We start from the raw sequence: 14736 nt of genomic DNA, 5'->3' as shown, positions 1-14736 counted from the left end.
CGGCGTCAGCCGAGGCCGGTGTTGCCGCGCCAGAGGTCCGCGGCGCGGTTCGCGGCGGCGTCGACCAGCGCCCGCAGCTCCGGACGGTCGGGCATCGCGAACGACACGTACGCGCCGCGCCCGCCAGCGACAGGGCGGCCGTAGGCCTTCACCGCGACCGAGTGGTCGGGCAGCAGGCGCACGGTGAGCGACTGCAGCTCGAACTCCTCGCCGCGGCGCACATCCGTCTAGCGCAGCTCCGGCGGGATCACGACGTTGATCGCGAGCGCCGACACCTCGGGCGCATCGCCGGTGGGGGCATCCATCCGTTCATCCTGCACTGGTGTGCTGCCGGGCGACACCCACTCGTGTGGCGCAACACGCGGGAGCGCCGAAACCATTCCGCGTGTCTTGACACCCGAATCTCAGGCCCGATTCCGGGCCGCGCCTTCGGGTGGCCCAACACGCGGGAGCGCCGAGACCATTCCGGGTGTCTTGACACCTCAAGCCACGCGCCACGAGAGTGAGCGCGCAGGGGAGGAGACGGATGCCTCGGGTCGAGGCATCCGCACACACTCAGGAGATGGTGAGGAGCTGGTGGCCCGCCGACACGGTCGTGCCGGGGTCGGCGTTGATGGCGCCGATGACGCCGTCCTTGTGGGCCTGGATGGGCTGCTCCATCTTCATCGCCTCGAGGACGATGACGAGGTCGCCCTTGACGACCTGCTGGCCCTCCTCGACGGCGACCTTCACGACCGTGGCCTGCATCGGCGACTTCACCGCGTCGCCCGAGGCGCCCGCGACGACCGAGGGGGCGTGCGAGCGACGTGACGGCGGCACGGCCGCGGGGCGTCCGGCGACGCCGACGGGCGCGACGACGCGGTCGGGCAGGCTTACCTCGAGACGCCTGCCGGCGACCTCGACGACGACCGTGTGCCGCGCCTCGGCGGGGGTGGGCTCGCTGAGCTCGCCGTCCCACGGGGCGATGTCGTTGACGAACTCGGTCTCGATCCACCGGGTGAAGACGCCGAAGCGGCCGTCCTCCGCGGTGAACGCGGGATCCCGCACGACGGCGCGATGGAAGGGCAGGACGGTCGGCAGGCCCGAGACCTCGAACTCGTCCAGCGCGCGGCGCGAGCGCTCGAGCGCCTCGGCGCGGTCGCGGCCCGTGACGATGATCTTCGCGAGCAGCGAGTCGAACGCACCCGACACGCTGTCGCCGGCGGTGACGCCGGAGTCGAGTCGGATGCCGGGGCCGCCGAACGTCTTGAACACGTGGATCGGCCCGGGCTGGGGGAGGAAGCCGCGGCCGGGGTCCTCGCCGTTGATGCGGAACTCGATCGAGTGGCCTTCGGGCTTCGGGTCGTCGTACCCGAGCTCCTCGCCCTCGGCGAGGCGGAACTGCTCGCGCACGAGGTCGATGCCGGTGACCTCTTCCGAGACCGGGTGCTCGACCTGCAGACGCGTGTTGACCTCGAGGAACGAGATCGTGCCGTCGGCGCCGATCAGGAACTCGCAGGTGCCCGCGCCGACGTAGCCGACCTCCTTGAGGATGGCCTTCGACGCCTCGTACAGGGTCTTGTTCTGCTCGTCGCTGAGGAACGGCGCGGGGGCCTCCTCGACGAGCTTCTGGTGCCGGCGCTGGAGCGAGCAGTCGCGCGTCGAGATGACGACGACATTGCCGGCGGCATCCGCGAGGCACTGCGTCTCGACGTGACGCGGCTTGTCGAGGTACTTCTCGACGAAGCACTCGCCGCGACCGAAGGCGGTGATCGCCTCGCGGGTCGCCGACTCGAACAGCTCGGGCACCTCATCGATCGTGCGGGCGACCTTGAGGCCGCGTCCGCCGCCGCCATATGCGGCCTTGATCGCGATGGGCAGACCCACCTCTTCGGCGAACGCGACGACCTCGTCGGCGCCGGCCACGGGGCCGGGGGTGCCGGGGGCGAGCGGCGCGCCCACCTTCTCGGCGACCGCGCGGGCGGTCACCTTGTCACCGAGGGCCTCGATCGCCTCGGGCGACGGCCCGATCCAGACGAGGCCCGCCGCGATGACGGCGCGGGCGAAGTCGGCGTTCTCGGCGAGGAAGCCGTAGCCGGGGTGCACCGCGTCGGCGCCGGAGCGCCGCGCGACGGAGAGGATCTTCTCGATCGACAGGTACGTGTCGGCGCTCGTCGCGCCCTCGAGCGCGTACGCCTCGTCGGCGAGGCGCGAGTGCATGGCGTCGCGGTCCTGGTCGGCGTAGACGGCGACCGACGCCTTCCCGGCGTCGCGGGCGGCGCGGATGACGCGGACGGCGATCTCGCCGCGGTTGGCAACGAGAACCTTGGCGATCTGAGGCATGAGTGCCAGCCTACCGACGGCATCCCGAGGGCTTTTGAGCGGTTCGTACAAGAACCGACGAGAAACGTGGGATTCCTACGACAAAGGGAGCGCCCTCACTGCGCCCCGTCTTCGACGAACGACTTCTCGCCGACCTCGGGCCGCTCGAGCGATGAATCGGACGTGTTCCACAGCGACGTCCACTCCACGCCCACCTCGCGAACGAGCTGCCGCAGCGTCGACACCGACATGCCGACGACCGTGGACGGATCGCCCTCGACCCGTTCGATGAACGCGCCGCCGAGGCTGTCGACCGTGAACGCGCCCGCCACGTGCAGGGGCTCGCCGGTCGCGACGTACGCGTCGATCTCGGCATCCGTCACGTCCGCCACGAAGGAGACGGATGCTGCGGCCGTCGCGTGCACCTCGCGCGGGGGTTCGCCGGGCGCGATGCGGACGACGGCGTGGCCGGAGTGCAGCACGCCGGTGCGCCCGCGCATCGCGCGCCAGCGGGCGGCGGCGTTCTCGGGCGTGTAGGGCTTGCCGAGCACCTCGCCGTCGAGCTCGAACATCGAGTCGCCGCCGATCACGATGCCGTCGAAGTCGGGGATGTCGTCGCGCAGCCGCGCCGCGACGTCCGCCGCCTTGCGCCGCGCGAGCAGCAGGACGTGCTCATCGGGCGCGAGCGTGCGGGCCTCGGCCGCCTCGACCGCCGCGATGACCGCCTCTTCGTCCACGTCGGGGGCGAGGGTCAGCGGACGGATGCCGAACTGCCCGAGCAGCATGAGCCGGGCGGGCGAGGTCGAGGCGAGGCAGACGCGCATCCCCTCACAGTACGGGGCGGGGACGTAGGCTCGTCGGGTGAGTGAAACCGGCGACCTCCTCGATCTCGACATCACGGGCGTCGCCCACGGCGGCGTCTTCGTCGCCCGGCACGAAGGCCGCGTCGTGTTCGTGCCCGACACGATCCCGGGGGAGCGCGTGCGCGTGCGCCTCACCGACACCGGGAAGAAGTCGTTCTGGCGCGGCGAGACGCTCGAGGTGCTCGACGCATCGCCGCACCGGCAGCTGCACGTATGGCGCCAAGCCGATGTCGACATCCCGCCGGAGCAGCGGCCCGGCGGCGCCGACTTCGGCCACATCGCGCTCGAGCACCAGCGTGCGCTCAAGCTCGAGGTGCTGCGCGACGCGCTGCAGCGGTTCGGCGGCATCGACGACCCGGTCGCCACGATGAGCGGCGTCGCACCGGTGCCCGCCCCGGATGGCGCCGAGGCCGACGGCGAGTCCGTCGACGGCACCGGGTGGCGCACCCGAGTGAGCCTGCACGTCGACGCGGACGGCAACGTCGGCCAGTACGCCGCGCGCAGCCACCGGGTGATCCCGCTCGAGGACCTGCCCCTCGCCACGCCTGCCGTCGAGCGTGCCGCGCTCGCCCTCGCCGGCAGTGAGGCCGGGCGCATCGACCTCGTCCAGCCCGCGGACGGTCGCGTCCGTGTGCTCCCGCGGCCGGAGAAGCCGGTCCCCACGGCCACTCCACACGCCGCTGGCGCGTCGCGCGGAGCCTCCGGCCGCGTGGGCCCAGCTGCGGGTCGCCGCGGACGCGGTGCTCGGCCGGCCGCCGCCAGGCATCGCAAGCCGCCCGCTCCCGAGATCGTCCTCGAGAGCGTCGGCGGCCGCGACTTCCGCGTCGATGCCGGCGGCTTCTGGCAGGTCCACCGTCTCGCGGCGCACACCCTCACCACCACCGTCGCCGCAGCGCTCGGCGCGCTCCCCGGCGATGCCGCCGCCGTCGACCCCGACGCCTGGCACCTGGACCTCTACGGCGGCGTCGGCCTCTTCGCGGCGACGCTCGGCGACCTGGGCGGATCCTCGACCCGCGTGACGAGCGTCGAGTCCGACGCACGAGCGACCGAGCATGCGGGGGAGAACCTCGCCGAGTGGGTCGGCGCTCGCGCCGAGACCGGGCGCGTCGACCGGTGGCTCGCGCGGCTCGCGGCCGAGGCATCCGTCCCCGAACGCGAGCGGCTGTCGCGTGGGGTCGTCCTGCTCGACCCGCCTCGCTCGGGAGCAGGCCGCGAGGTCGTCGACCATCTCACGTCCCTCGCCCCCTCGACCGTCGTCTACGTCGCGTGCGACCCGGTCGCCCTCGCACGCGACATCGCGACCTTCCGTGCCGGCGGGTACGAGGTCGCAAGTGTCGATGGCCTGGACCTTTTTCCGAATTCGCACCACGTCGAAGCCGTGGCGGTTCTCACGCGCAGGTGACACTCGTCGCTAGGCTGGCGGAATGACGCGGGTGGCCTTCATCGATGATCACGAGTCGGTCCGGCTCGGCCTCGAGGCTGCGTGCGCGCGCGCCGAGATGATGAGCGTCGCCTTCTCGGGCAGCACCGTCACGGAGTACGTCGACTGGCGTGCGTACGAGCGTCAGGCCCCCGCCGACGTCGTCGTGCTCGACCTGACGCTCGGCGACGGCACCACGGTGACCGAGAACGTGCGGCGCCTCGTGCTCGACGGTTCGAGCGTCATCATCCACAGCGTCGCCGACCGGCCGGCGGCCGTTCGGGAGGCGCTCTCCGCCGGTGCCGCCGGCGTCGTCAGCAAGTCCTCGCCGATCGGCGACGTCATCGCGGCGGTCCGCACGGTCGCACGCGGCGAGCCGCTCAACAACGTCGAGTGGGCCAGTGCCGTCGAGGGCGACCGCGCCTTCGCCGATGCGCAGCTGTCGGCGCGCGAGCGCGACGTGCTGCGCCTCTACGCCGCGGGGCTGCCGCTCAAGGTCGTCGCCGATCGCCTCGGGGTCGCGTACTCGACGGCGAAGGAGAACATCACGCGCATCCGCGTCAAGTACGTCGAGGTCGGCAGGCCCGCGCCGACGAAGATCGATCTGCTGCACCGCGCCGTCGAGGACGGGATCCTCGTCGAGCCCTCGGCGGACCCGGGAGACGCCACGCGTGGCCGTTGACGCGCAGACCGGCGTGCTCGACACCGCGTGGGGACAGATCCCGCACTCGCCGCAGACGACGGCAGGGATCGGGTCGTTCACACGGTCCCGCGTCGAGCGCATCATCTCACTCGTCGCCGGCGGGTTCGGCTCGCTGATCCTCGGACTCCAGTCGTTCCTGAGCGCCCTGGGGCCCGCCCCGGAACGCCCGGGGTGGCACGTGCCGCTCATGGTCGTCGTGTTCGGCGCGCTCGGCGTGATGGTGCTCGCGTGCGTGGTGGGCCGCGGTGTGCGTCCGGCCGCAGGCGTCTTCGCGATCGTCTACGTCCTCGTCCTCCTCGCGTGGCCGATCGCCACGGCGGGCGTCGAAGCTCCGACCACCGACGAGCCGTGGATCTGGTACCTGCTCAACCTCGCGACGTTGGCGGCCGTGCTCGCCTTCCCGTTCCCGCTCCAGATCGCGTTCACGATCGCCCTGCCCCTGCTGTTCGGTGTCGTCCGGATGATCCAGGTCGGTCTCGAGCCGCTCTACTGGCCCGTCGTGATCCTCGACGTGAGCTTCGCGCTCATCCTGGGCGGCATCATCCTGACGCTGGGGTGGCTGTTCCGATCGGTGGCCGTGAACGTCGACAAGACCCGGGCGCAGGCCGTCTCCTCGTACGCGAAGGCGGCCGCCGCCGACGCCGCCGAGCAGGAACGCGTCGCGGTGGCGGCGCTCATGCATGACAGCGTGCTGGCCGCTCTGATCGCCGCGGAGCGGGCGACGACGCCCCGGGAACGCACGCTGGCGGCGACCATGGCACGGGAGGCGCTCACCCGACTGGCCAACACCGAACAGGACGAGCACGAGGGGCCCGACGAGCCGTGGGCGCCGGCCGTGCTGTCCGAGGAGATCGCCCAGGCTGCCGACGAGCTGGGGGTCAGCGTCGACGTGCAGCGGGAGATCGACCCGGACGCCCCGTCCATCCCCGGACGCGTGGCCCGCGCGATCGCGCTGGCCGCGACGCAGGCGATCGCCAACGCGGTCCAGCACGCCGGCGGTGCCGGGCTGGGCGTCGTGCTGCATGCGGCATATGGAACGGTGCGCGTCGAGGTCCACGATGCGGGGGAGGGGTTCGACCTGGACGCCGTCCCCGATGACCGCTTGGGCATCCGCGCGTCGATCATCGCGCGGGTAGCCGCGGTGGGCGGGCGCGCCGAGCTGGAGTCAGGACCCCACGGCACCGTCGTGCGGCTCATCTGGCGGGAGCCGTCGGCATGATCAGCGTCAAGAACGTCCTCACCGTGCTCGGCGTCGCCTTCACCGCTTACTTCGCCGCACGAGGGCTGCTGTGGACCGGGCGGCCCATCCCGCAGCCGCTCATCATCGTCATCTCCGTCGGGATCTACCTCGCGGTGACCTGGCTGTGCATCTTCTGGCAGCCGTCATCGCGTCGCTCGAGTCCGGCCCCTCGCACGGACGGCTCGACCGACGACGAGTCGCTCGAGAGTCTCGAGGCGCAGGCGGCGCCGCACCCTGCCGGCGAAGGCATCCGCGGCCCGTTGCCGCTGCCGGTGACGGCCCAGATCCTCGCGCTCGCCTGCGCGGTGATCGTGCCGAACGCCATCCCGATCGCGGTCGGCGAGACGGCTCGCACCGTCTCGTTCGCGACGTGGTACCTCGGGGGGATCGGTGCTCTCATGACCATCGTGATGGTGCGCCGTCGTCCCTGGACGGCGTGGGCGGGCATCGTCCTCCTCACGATCGCTTCGTTCCTCTGGATGGGTCCGCTCAACGCGCTCGCGCTCGGGCTCGTCGGCTCGATCGTCTGGGTGACATGCGCCCAGCTGCTGGTGTTCTCGATGGACCGCGCCGCGCGCGACACCTCGCGGCTCACAAGGCTGCAACGCGCCGCGACGGGATGGCAGACGTCGCAGGTGGTCCGCCAGCGCGAGCGGCGCGTGCAGGTGCAGCGGGCGCTCGCGGTCGCCGGCCCCGTGCTCACGCGCACGGTGGCCCACGCGGGCGTGCTCACCGAGGCGGACCGCCTGGAGGCGCGCATCGCCGAGGGCCGGCTGCGCGACGAGATGCGCGGTCCGCGCCTGCTCGACGACGAGGTGCGCGCCGAACTCGAGCGGGCACGCCGCCGCGGCGCCAACGTCACCGTGCTCGACGAGGGTGGACTCGACGACGTCGACGATGAGACCCTCGGCATCATCCGCGCGCAGTTGGCCGAGACCCTGCGCTCGGCGAGCTCGGACCGCCTCTACATCCGCACGTCGCCCGACGAGCGCGTCGCGGTCACGGTCGTAGGGCGCTCGCCCTCCATGGGTGGGCCCAGCGACGAGGACTCCGTCGACCTGTGGCGCGAGATCCCGCACCCGGGCAGGGCCTGACCCTCACTTCTCGACACAGGGTCCCCACGGCGCTTCGCGCGGCGCCGGCGCGCCGGGCGGGGCGTCCGGTCGGTGGCCCCAGCGGCGACCCGGCGTGCCCGCGGACGACTGAACGGCGCCCTCCGGGAGGCAGACTCGCTCCCCGCCGGAAAGGGGGAGGGGATTCCTGGCGGAGAGCGGGAAATGAAGGAGGCGAGGGGCGGCGAAGCCGCCCGCCCCTCGCCTGCGCGGAAGGTTACCCGAAAACCATCCGCATGGCCGGATCCGGGGCATCCGCTAAGCGGTGCCGGATCGACCGAACGCAGAAGCGTTCCAGCGAGACAAGTATCTCGGGGTTGCAAGGGGTGTGTCTGTAGGTATTTCGGGGGACAAAGCCGTCGCGCCGTGGACCGGGTCCATAAACCCTGCGCGGACGGCGTCCACGGTCAGGCGCTCCCGAATCGGCCCCAGCCGAGGTCGCGATCAAGCGGGTGCCGCAGCGTGCGCTGCGAGAGCTGCCAGCCGGTGCGGCTCTGGCGGTCGTCGGCGACGGCCTCGGCGGCTTCACCGGTGTACGCCTCGCTCACGACGGCGATGAGCGCGGCGAGTTCCACCTCGGTGGGCGCGCCACGGAGGACCTCGATGGTCGGGCCCTGGGGCGCAGCATCCGCCTCCATGCCCTCGTCTGCGGGGCTCACAGCGGGATGTTCCCGTGCTTCTTGGGCGGCAGGCTCGCGCGCTTGCCGCGGAGGGCGCGGAGGGCCTTGGCGATCGAGACGCGGGTCGCGGCCGGCTCGATGATGCCGTCGAGCTCGCCGCGCTCGGCGGCGAGGAACGGTGAGGCCACGTTGTAGGTGTACTCGTTCGCGAGGCGCGTGCGGACGGCGGCGACGTCTTCGCCGTTCTCCTCCGCCTTCTTGATCTCGCCGCGGTACAGGATGTTGACGGCACCCTGGCCGCCCATGACGGCGATCTCGGCCGTCGGCCACGCGAGGTTCACGTCGGCGCCGAGCTGCTTCGAGCCCATCACGATGTAGGCACCGCCGTAGGCCTTGCGGAGGATCACGGTGACCAGTGGCACGGTCGCCTCGGCGTAGGCGTAGAGAAGTTTGGCGCCGCGGCGGATGACACCCGTCCACTCCTGATCGGTGCCGGGGAGGTAGCCCGGCACGTCGACGAGGGTCACGATCGGGATCGAGAACGCATCGCAGAAGCGCACGAAGCGGCTCGCCTTCTCGCCGGCCTCGATGTTGAGGGTGCCGGCCATCTGCGAGGGCTGGTTGGCGATGATGCCGACCGAGCGGCCCTCGACGCGGCCGAAGCCGATGACGATGTTCGGCGCAAACAGGGGCTGCACCTCGAGGAAGTCCTCGGCGTCGACGATGCCGCGGATCACCTGGTGGATGTCGTAGGGCTGGTTCGGCGAGTCGGGGATGACGGCGTTCAGCGCGCGGTCGGCATCCGTCGTCTCGAACTCGAAGCCCGTCTCGTAGACCGGCAGCTCCGCCATGTTGTTGTCGGGGAGGAATCCGAGCATCGACCGCACGTAGTCGATCGCGTCGTCCTCGTCCTCGGCGAGGTAGTGAGCGACACCCGAGCGGGTGTTGTGCGTGTGCGCGCCGCCGAGCTCCTCCATGCCGACGTCCTCGCCGGTCACGGTCTTGATGACGTCGGGGCCGGTGACGAACATCTGGCTGGTCTTGTCGACCATCACGACGAAGTCGGTGAGGGCGGGGGAGTAGACCGCGCCACCCGCGGCCGGGCCCATGATGATCGAGATCTGGGGGATGACGCCCGATGCGCGGGTGTTGAGGCGGAAGATCTCGCCGTACTTGCCGAGGGCGACGACGCCCTCCTGGATGCGCGCGCCGCCGGAGTCGAGGATGCCCACGATGGGGATGCCGCTGCGGAGGGCGAACTCCATGACCTTGATGATCTTCTCGCCGGCGACCTCGCCGAGCGAGCCGCCGAAGGTCGAGAAGTCCTGCGAGTACACCGCGACGGTGCGGCCGTGGATCGTGCCGACGCCGGTGACGACCGAGTCGCCGTAGGGGCGCGAGCGGTCCATGCCGAAGGCGGTGGTGCGGTGGCGGACGTACTCGTCGAGCTCGACGAAGCTGCCGGTGTCGAGCAGCATCTCGATGCGCTCCCGCGCGGTGCCCTTGCCCTTCGCGTGCTGCTTCTCCTTGGCGACCTCCTCGGGATCGAGGACGGCCTCCTGGAAGCGTGCGCGGAGGTCGGCGATCTTGCCGGCGGTCGTCGACAGGTCGGGCTGCTCTGGCGCTTGAGTCACGGATTCCACCCTATCGGCGGGCCCCGTCGATCTGTTGGAGGGTTCGCACAAGGGGGAGCGGCATCCGCTGTTCGTCGTCGGAGGGAACCGGCGGGCGCGAGTCCGGCGAGAGGCGTAGCGTGAGCGGCATGACGTTCTCGTCCGAGGGGTTCCCGCTCACCGCCGCCGTGAGTCCGCGCGTCCAGGTCGTCGAGTCCACGGACTCGACCAATGCCGACGTCATCCGGCACGTCATCGACGCGCCGCATGAATGGCCGCACCTGTCGCTGCTGCTCACGAACGATCAGCGAGCCGGTCGCGGGCGCCTCGACCGCACGTGGGTCACGCCGCCCGGATCGGCGCTCGCGGTGTCGGTGGCGGTCGACGCCTCGGCCCTTCCGGTCGCGGCCCGCGGGTGGATCCCGCTCATCGCGGGCGCGGCGATGACCCGCGCGATCGCCGCGCAGCTGGTCGCCACGGTGCACAGCGCGACGCTCAAGTGGCCGAACGACGTGCTCCTCGACGGGTCGAAGATCTGCGGGATCCTCGCGGAGGTGGTGCCGGGGCATCCCGACGTCGTCGTGATCGGCTCCGGCGTCAACACGCGGATGGCGGCCGTCGACCTCCCCGTGGCGACGGCGACCTCGTTCGCCGCCGCAGGACTGGTGTGCGACGACGACCGCCTCCTCGCCGATTACCTCGGCGCTCTCGACGAGCAGCTGAAGGCGCTCGGCGCGGCCGGCGGCGACGCCGCTGCATCGGGCGTGCTCGGCGAGGTCGAGTCGCTCTGCAGCACGCTCGGAAGCGACGTCGCGGTGTCGCTGCCCAACGGCGAGACGCTGTGGGGCCGTGCGCAGCGGATCGATCCCGACGGGCGCCTGGTCGTCGTGCAGGATGCCGAGTTCGAGAGCGTCGTCTCGGCCGGAGACGTGGTGCACGTGCGGAGCCGCCTCGCATAACGCTGAGCCGGCATGACGCAAAACGGCGGGTGCGCACCGGACTGTCAGCCCCGCACCGCACAATGGGGGACATGACGCAGCCGACGAGCTACGGCGGCAGGCCGCTGACGCCCGCCCCCGGTGCGCCCACACCGGAGCTGCTCGTCGCGCGCTTTCGTGCGCACGCCCGGCGGCTCACCTGGTCGGCGCTGGTGCTGATGGTCGTCGCCGGCGCCGTCGGCTACTTCTATGGGAATCTGCCGGCACCTTTCGAGAATTGGATGCTGCTGGCCGGCGCCGCGCTCGTGGTGCTGCTGCTCGTCGTGCTGCCGTATCTCGCCTGGGCGGGGCACGTGTACACGATCACGACGCGGCGCGTGATGGAGCGCCGCGGGGTCTTCTCGGTCAAACGCCGTGAGCTGGCGCACGTCCGCGGGTACACCCTCAAGGTGCACCGCGGCCTGCTGCAGCGCATGTGGGGCGCTGGAACGATCACGCTGACGAACGGTGTCGACGAGCCGTTGCGGCTCGCGAACATCCCGAGCGCCGAGCTCGTGCACGAAGCGCTCGTCGACCAGGTCGAGGTGAACCAGATCCTCGCGCACCGCGACGCCCAGCCGCTTCCCCCCGGGCCGCAGCCTGCCGTTCCTCCGAGGCCTCCGCTGCCGCAGGTCTGACCCGGCGCGTTCGTCGTCCCGCGGGTGCGGGATGATGGAGGGAGGCTTACGAGAGGGAATGGCATGGCGCTGCGAGTCGGAGTCGTCGGGGGTGGGCAGCTGGCCCGCATGATGATCGCGCCGGCGGTCGAGCTCGGGGTCGAGATCCGGGTGCTCGCCGAGGACGAGGGGATGTCGGCATCGCTCGCCGCGACCGCCGTCGGCGACTATCGCGATGCCGCCACCGTGCTCGCCTTCGCGCGCGACGTCGACGTCGTCACCTTCGACCACGAGCACGTGCCGCAGGACGTGCTGGCGACCCTCGTCGGCGAGGGCATCTCCGTGCACCCCGGCCCCGACGCGCTGAAGTTCGCCCAGGACAAGCTCGTCATGCGCGCGCGCCTCCAGGAGCTCGGGATGCCGCAGCCCGACTGGGCCGCCGTCACGAACGCCGACGAGCTGCAGGCCTTCATCGACGATCACGGCGGCCGCGCCGTCGTGAAGACGCCGCGCGGCGGCTACGACGGCAAGGGCGTGCGGGTCGTGTCGGCGGGCACCGAGGCCGACGACTGGTTCGCCACCCTCGCCGAGGACGCGCACGGCGGCGCCCTCCTCGTCGAGGAGCTCGTCGACTTCACGCGCGAACTCGCGCAGCAGGTCGCCCGCCGGCCCTCGGGCGCGGTCCGCGCCTACCCGGTCGTCGAGACCGTGCAGCGCGACGGCGTGTGCGCCGAGGTGATCGCACCGGCCCCGCACTCCAGTGACCGCCTGCAGCAGGTGGCCGCAGGCATCGGCGTCTCGATCGCCGAGGGGCTCGGGGTGACCGGGATGCTGGCGGTGGAGCTGTTCGAGACCACCGACGAGCGGCTTCTCGTGAACGAGCTGGCGATGCGCCCGCACAACAGCGGCCACTGGAGCCAGGACGGCGCCGTGACGAGCCAGTTCGAGCAGCACCTCCGCGCCGTCCTCGACCTGCCGCTGGGCGACACCGATCCGGTCGCGGGATGGGCCGTGATGGTCAACATCCTCGGTGGTCCGGTCGAGGAGTCCCTCGACGCCCGGTTCGCCGCGGCGATGGACGAGCACCCCCAGGCGAAGGTCCACACCTACGGCAAGGCACCGCGCCCCGGCCGCAAGGTCGGGCACGTCAACGTCGTGGGCGATGAACTCGATGACGTGGCGTACCAGGCCAGGGCCGCAGCATCCTTCTTCCTGGACTGACGTCCTCGGAAGCGCGCCGTTGCGGGGAGTTTCCAGCCACGACCCCTACCCTTGACGAGTGACTGCGCCCCTTCATTCCTCCGAGGCGCCGCTCGTCGGCGTCGTCATGGGCTCCGACTCCGACTGGCGGGTCATGAGCGACGCCTCTCAGGCGCTCACCGACTTCGGCATCCCGCACGAGGTCGAGGTCGTCTCGGCGCACCGCACGGTCGACAAGCTCGTCCGCTACGGACGTGAGGCGCGGGCGCGCGGGCTGCGCGTCATCGTCGCCGGCGCCGGAGGCGCGGCGCACCTCCCCGGCATGCTGGCATCCCTCACCGCCCTCCCGGTTGTCGGAGTGCCGGTGCAGCTCGCGACCCTTGACGGCATGGACTCGCTGCTCAGCATCGTGCAGATGCCGGCCGGCATCCCGGTCGCGACCGTCTCCATCAACGGCGCGAAGAACGCCGGCCTCCTCGCCGCACGCATCCTCGGCAGCGCGGACGCCGACATCGCGGACCGCGTCGAGGCCTACGCCCGCGATCTCGAAGCGCAGGTCGAGCAGAAGAACCGGCGGCTCAAGGAGTCGCTGTGAGCGTAATGAGCGCGCCCCGCCTCAACGCCCGCCCGTCAGGTCCGGGTGTCGTCGAGGAGCGCCCGATGAGGAATCCGGATGCCTCATCCCGCGCCGTGATGACGCGCCGCGGGTGGTGGCTGGTCGGGCTCAACTTCCTGATCCCGGGTTCTGCGCAGGTGCTCGCGGGCAACCGCAAGCTCGGCCGATTCGGCATCGCCGCGACGCTGGTGATGTGGGTGCTGCTCGTCATCGGGCTGCTGTTCGGCCTGCTGGCGCCGACGGCGGGGCTGAGCATCGTGACGAGCGCGTGGCTTCCCGACTGGCTCGGGCTGCTGCGCCCGCTGCCGCTGCTGATCGCGCAGGGACTGCTGCTCGCCTACGCGGTGCTGTGGATCGTGCTCACGATCGATACGCTGCGCCTGGTGCGGCTGGTCAAGACCGGGGGCATCGCGCGGTTCGCCATCGCGCTGGTGGGCGTCGGGCTTCTCGTGGTCGCGAGCGGAACCGCGGTCTATGCCTCGAACGCCGTCGGCGCCGTGCGCAGCACGATCAGCTCGATCTTCGGGGCGAGCGGTCCGACGGTTCCCCCCGACGACGGCTACTACAACATCCTCCTGCTCGGCGCCGACAGCGGTGAAGGCCGGGACTCGATGAGGTTCGACAGCATCTCGGTGGTCTCGGTGAACGCCTCGACCGGTGCGACCACGATCACCGGCATCCCCCGTGACATGCCCAACTTCCCGTTCGCCGAGGGGCCGATGCAGGACGAGTACCCCAACGGCTTCGAAGGGCACGGCGACCCCACCTGCGGCTGGGGGAGCGGGATCAACCAGCTGACCAATGCGGTCGAGCAGTGTCGCGAAGACCGCGGGGTCGGACTGTATCCGGATGCTGAGGCCCAGGGCTCGACGCCGGCCATCGAGGCCACAAAGGACGCGGCCGAGGGCATCCTCGGGATCAAGATCCCGTACTACGTCTTCGTCGACATGCACGGGTTCGCGTCGCTGGTCGACGCGCTCGGCGGGGTCGACATCAACGTCGTCGAGCGGCTGCCGAAGGGCGGCCCGCCCGAGGGCGTCGATCCGCACAACGTCGACGCATGGGCGACCGGCTGGATCGAGGCCGGCCAGCAGCACATGGACGGCGACACCGCGCAGTGGTACGCGCGCTCGCGCTACACGACGAGCGACTTCGACCGCATGCGGCGCCAGCGCGAGCTGCAGGAGGCGATCCTCGCCCAGTTCACGCCTCAGGTCGTTCTGACGCGCTTCCAGGACGTCGCGGCCGCCGGCGCCGACATCGTGGAGACGGACCTGCCGCAATCGCTGATCCCGACGCTCGTCGACCTCGCGGTCAAGGCGAAGGAGGAGCCGGTGCAGACGCTCGAGCTGACGCCCGCCGGTGGCATCGACGAGTTCAGCCCCGACTGGGCGTACATCGCACAGCTGGTGCAGACGACGCTCCACCCGCCGACCCCGACTCCGGCGGGCTGA

The 14736-nt window shown here is 71.4% G+C and carries 14 protein-coding genes; 9 read left to right on the top strand and 5 right to left on the bottom strand.

What is annotated here, in order from left to right; translation table 11 throughout:
• Positions 1 to 5 precede the first annotated feature (5 nt).
• The 3 genes from ACFC1K_RS08765 to ACFC1K_RS08755 all read right to left on the bottom strand — a co-directional run bounded on the left by ACFC1K_RS08765 (position 6) and on the right by ACFC1K_RS08755 (position 3125).
• Complete coding sequence (locus tag ACFC1K_RS08765; protein ID WP_375871315.1) at positions 6 to 221, bottom strand: hypothetical protein; 216 nt, start codon at positions 219 to 221, stop codon at positions 6 to 8.
• Positions 222 to 555: 334 nt separating this feature from the next.
• Complete coding sequence (locus ACFC1K_RS08760; protein WP_375871314.1) at positions 556 to 2322, bottom strand: acetyl/propionyl/methylcrotonyl-CoA carboxylase subunit alpha; 1767 nt, start codon at positions 2320 to 2322, stop codon at positions 556 to 558.
• Positions 2323 to 2417: 95 nt separating this feature from the next.
• On the bottom strand, positions 2418 to 3125 hold the full coding sequence (locus ACFC1K_RS08755) for a Maf family protein (protein ID WP_375871313.1): 708 nt from the start codon (positions 3123 to 3125) through the stop codon (positions 2418 to 2420).
• A 37-nt stretch (positions 3126 to 3162) separates the two neighbouring features.
• On the opposite strand from ACFC1K_RS08755, the gene ACFC1K_RS08750 reads away from it, so the two are divergent.
• The 4 genes from ACFC1K_RS08750 to ACFC1K_RS08735 are packed head-to-tail and all read left to right on the top strand — an operon-like array spanning position 3163 to position 7621.
• Positions 3163 to 4566: a class I SAM-dependent RNA methyltransferase gene (locus ACFC1K_RS08750; protein WP_375871312.1), complete on the top strand. Its 1404-nt coding sequence runs from the start codon at positions 3163 to 3165 to the stop codon at positions 4564 to 4566.
• A gap of 22 nt (positions 4567 to 4588) precedes the next feature.
• Positions 4589 to 5266 carry a response regulator transcription factor gene (locus tag ACFC1K_RS08745; RefSeq protein ID WP_310289299.1) on the top strand — a complete coding sequence of 226 codons (678 nt, stop codon included), beginning with the start codon at positions 4589 to 4591 and terminating at the stop codon, positions 5264 to 5266.
• Entirely contained in the window at positions 5256 to 6506 is a 1251-nt protein-coding gene (locus ACFC1K_RS08740; protein ID WP_310289300.1) for an ATP-binding protein, read from the top strand. The genes ACFC1K_RS08745 and ACFC1K_RS08740 overlap by 11 nt, the downstream gene beginning before the upstream one ends.
• Entirely contained in the window at positions 6503 to 7621 is a 1119-nt protein-coding gene (locus tag ACFC1K_RS08735; RefSeq protein ID WP_375871311.1) for a hypothetical protein, read from the top strand. Before ACFC1K_RS08740 ends, ACFC1K_RS08735 begins: the two co-directional genes overlap by 4 nt.
• Before the next feature lie 425 nt (positions 7622 to 8046).
• On the opposite strand, the gene ACFC1K_RS08730 is transcribed toward ACFC1K_RS08735, so the two are convergent.
• Both ACFC1K_RS08730 and ACFC1K_RS08725 read right to left on the bottom strand, forming a co-directional pair.
• Complete coding sequence (locus ACFC1K_RS08730) at positions 8047 to 8298, bottom strand: acyl-CoA carboxylase subunit epsilon (protein WP_375871310.1); 252 nt, start codon at positions 8296 to 8298, stop codon at positions 8047 to 8049.
• On the bottom strand, positions 8295 to 9902 hold the full coding sequence (locus ACFC1K_RS08725; protein WP_310289305.1) for an acyl-CoA carboxylase subunit beta: 1608 nt from the start codon (positions 9900 to 9902) through the stop codon (positions 8295 to 8297). The genes ACFC1K_RS08730 and ACFC1K_RS08725 overlap by 4 nt, the downstream gene beginning before the upstream one ends.
• Positions 9903 to 10021: 119 nt before the next feature.
• On the opposite strand from ACFC1K_RS08725, the gene ACFC1K_RS08720 reads away from it, so the two are divergent.
• The 5 genes from ACFC1K_RS08720 to ACFC1K_RS08700 all read left to right on the top strand — a co-directional run bounded on the left by ACFC1K_RS08720 (position 10022) and on the right by ACFC1K_RS08700 (position 14736).
• Positions 10022 to 10831 (top strand): biotin--[acetyl-CoA-carboxylase] ligase, encoded by an 810-nt coding sequence (locus ACFC1K_RS08720; protein WP_375871309.1) that lies wholly within the window; start codon positions 10022 to 10024, stop codon positions 10829 to 10831.
• A 71-nt stretch (positions 10832 to 10902) separates the two neighbouring features.
• The gene (locus ACFC1K_RS08715; protein ID WP_375871308.1) at positions 10903 to 11487 is read left to right on the top strand and encodes a PH domain-containing protein; all 585 of its coding nucleotides are present in this window, start codon (positions 10903 to 10905) and stop codon (positions 11485 to 11487) included.
• Between the two features lie 63 nt (positions 11488 to 11550).
• On the top strand, positions 11551 to 12687 hold the full coding sequence (locus tag ACFC1K_RS08710) for a 5-(carboxyamino)imidazole ribonucleotide synthase (protein ID WP_310289311.1): 1137 nt from the start codon (positions 11551 to 11553) through the stop codon (positions 12685 to 12687).
• 106 nt (positions 12688 to 12793) lie between these two features.
• Positions 12794 to 13261 carry a 5-(carboxyamino)imidazole ribonucleotide mutase gene (gene purE / locus ACFC1K_RS08705; RefSeq protein WP_310290043.1) on the top strand — a complete coding sequence of 156 codons (468 nt, stop codon included), beginning with the start codon at positions 12794 to 12796 and terminating at the stop codon, positions 13259 to 13261.
• Complete coding sequence (locus ACFC1K_RS08700) at positions 13258 to 14736, top strand: LCP family protein (protein ID WP_375871307.1); 1479 nt, start codon at positions 13258 to 13260, stop codon at positions 14734 to 14736. Before purE ends, ACFC1K_RS08700 begins: the two co-directional genes overlap by 4 nt.

Source organism: Microbacterium sp. NPDC056057 (assembly GCF_042266945.1).
GTDB lineage: Bacteria > Actinomycetota > Actinomycetes > Actinomycetales > Microbacteriaceae > Microbacterium > Microbacterium trichothecenolyticum_C.
This window is presented reverse-complemented; position numbering and strand designations above follow the sequence as displayed.

Bases quoted from the DNA above. Each gene is read 5' to 3' on its own strand.
- ACFC1K_RS08760 (WP_375871314.1), bottom strand. From the start codon at position 2,322: ATGCCTCAGATCGCCAAGGTTCTCGTTGCCAACCGCGGCGAGATCGCC.
- ACFC1K_RS08755 (WP_375871313.1), bottom strand. From the start codon at position 3,125: ATGCGCGTCTGCCTCGCCTCGACCTCGCCCGCCCGGCTCATGCTGCTC.
- ACFC1K_RS08745 (WP_310289299.1), top strand. From the start codon at position 4,589: ATGACGCGGGTGGCCTTCATCGATGATCACGAGTCGGTCCGGCTCGGC.
- ACFC1K_RS08735 (WP_375871311.1), top strand. From the start codon at position 6,503: ATGATCAGCGTCAAGAACGTCCTCACCGTGCTCGGCGTCGCCTTCACC.
- ACFC1K_RS08720 (WP_375871309.1), top strand. From the start codon at position 10,022: ATGACGTTCTCGTCCGAGGGGTTCCCGCTCACCGCCGCCGTGAGTCCG.
- ACFC1K_RS08715 (WP_375871308.1), top strand. From the start codon at position 10,903: ATGACGCAGCCGACGAGCTACGGCGGCAGGCCGCTGACGCCCGCCCCC.
- ACFC1K_RS08710 (WP_310289311.1), top strand. From the start codon at position 11,551: ATGGCGCTGCGAGTCGGAGTCGTCGGGGGTGGGCAGCTGGCCCGCATG.
- purE (WP_310290043.1), top strand. From the start codon at position 12,794: ATGGGCTCCGACTCCGACTGGCGGGTCATGAGCGACGCCTCTCAGGCG.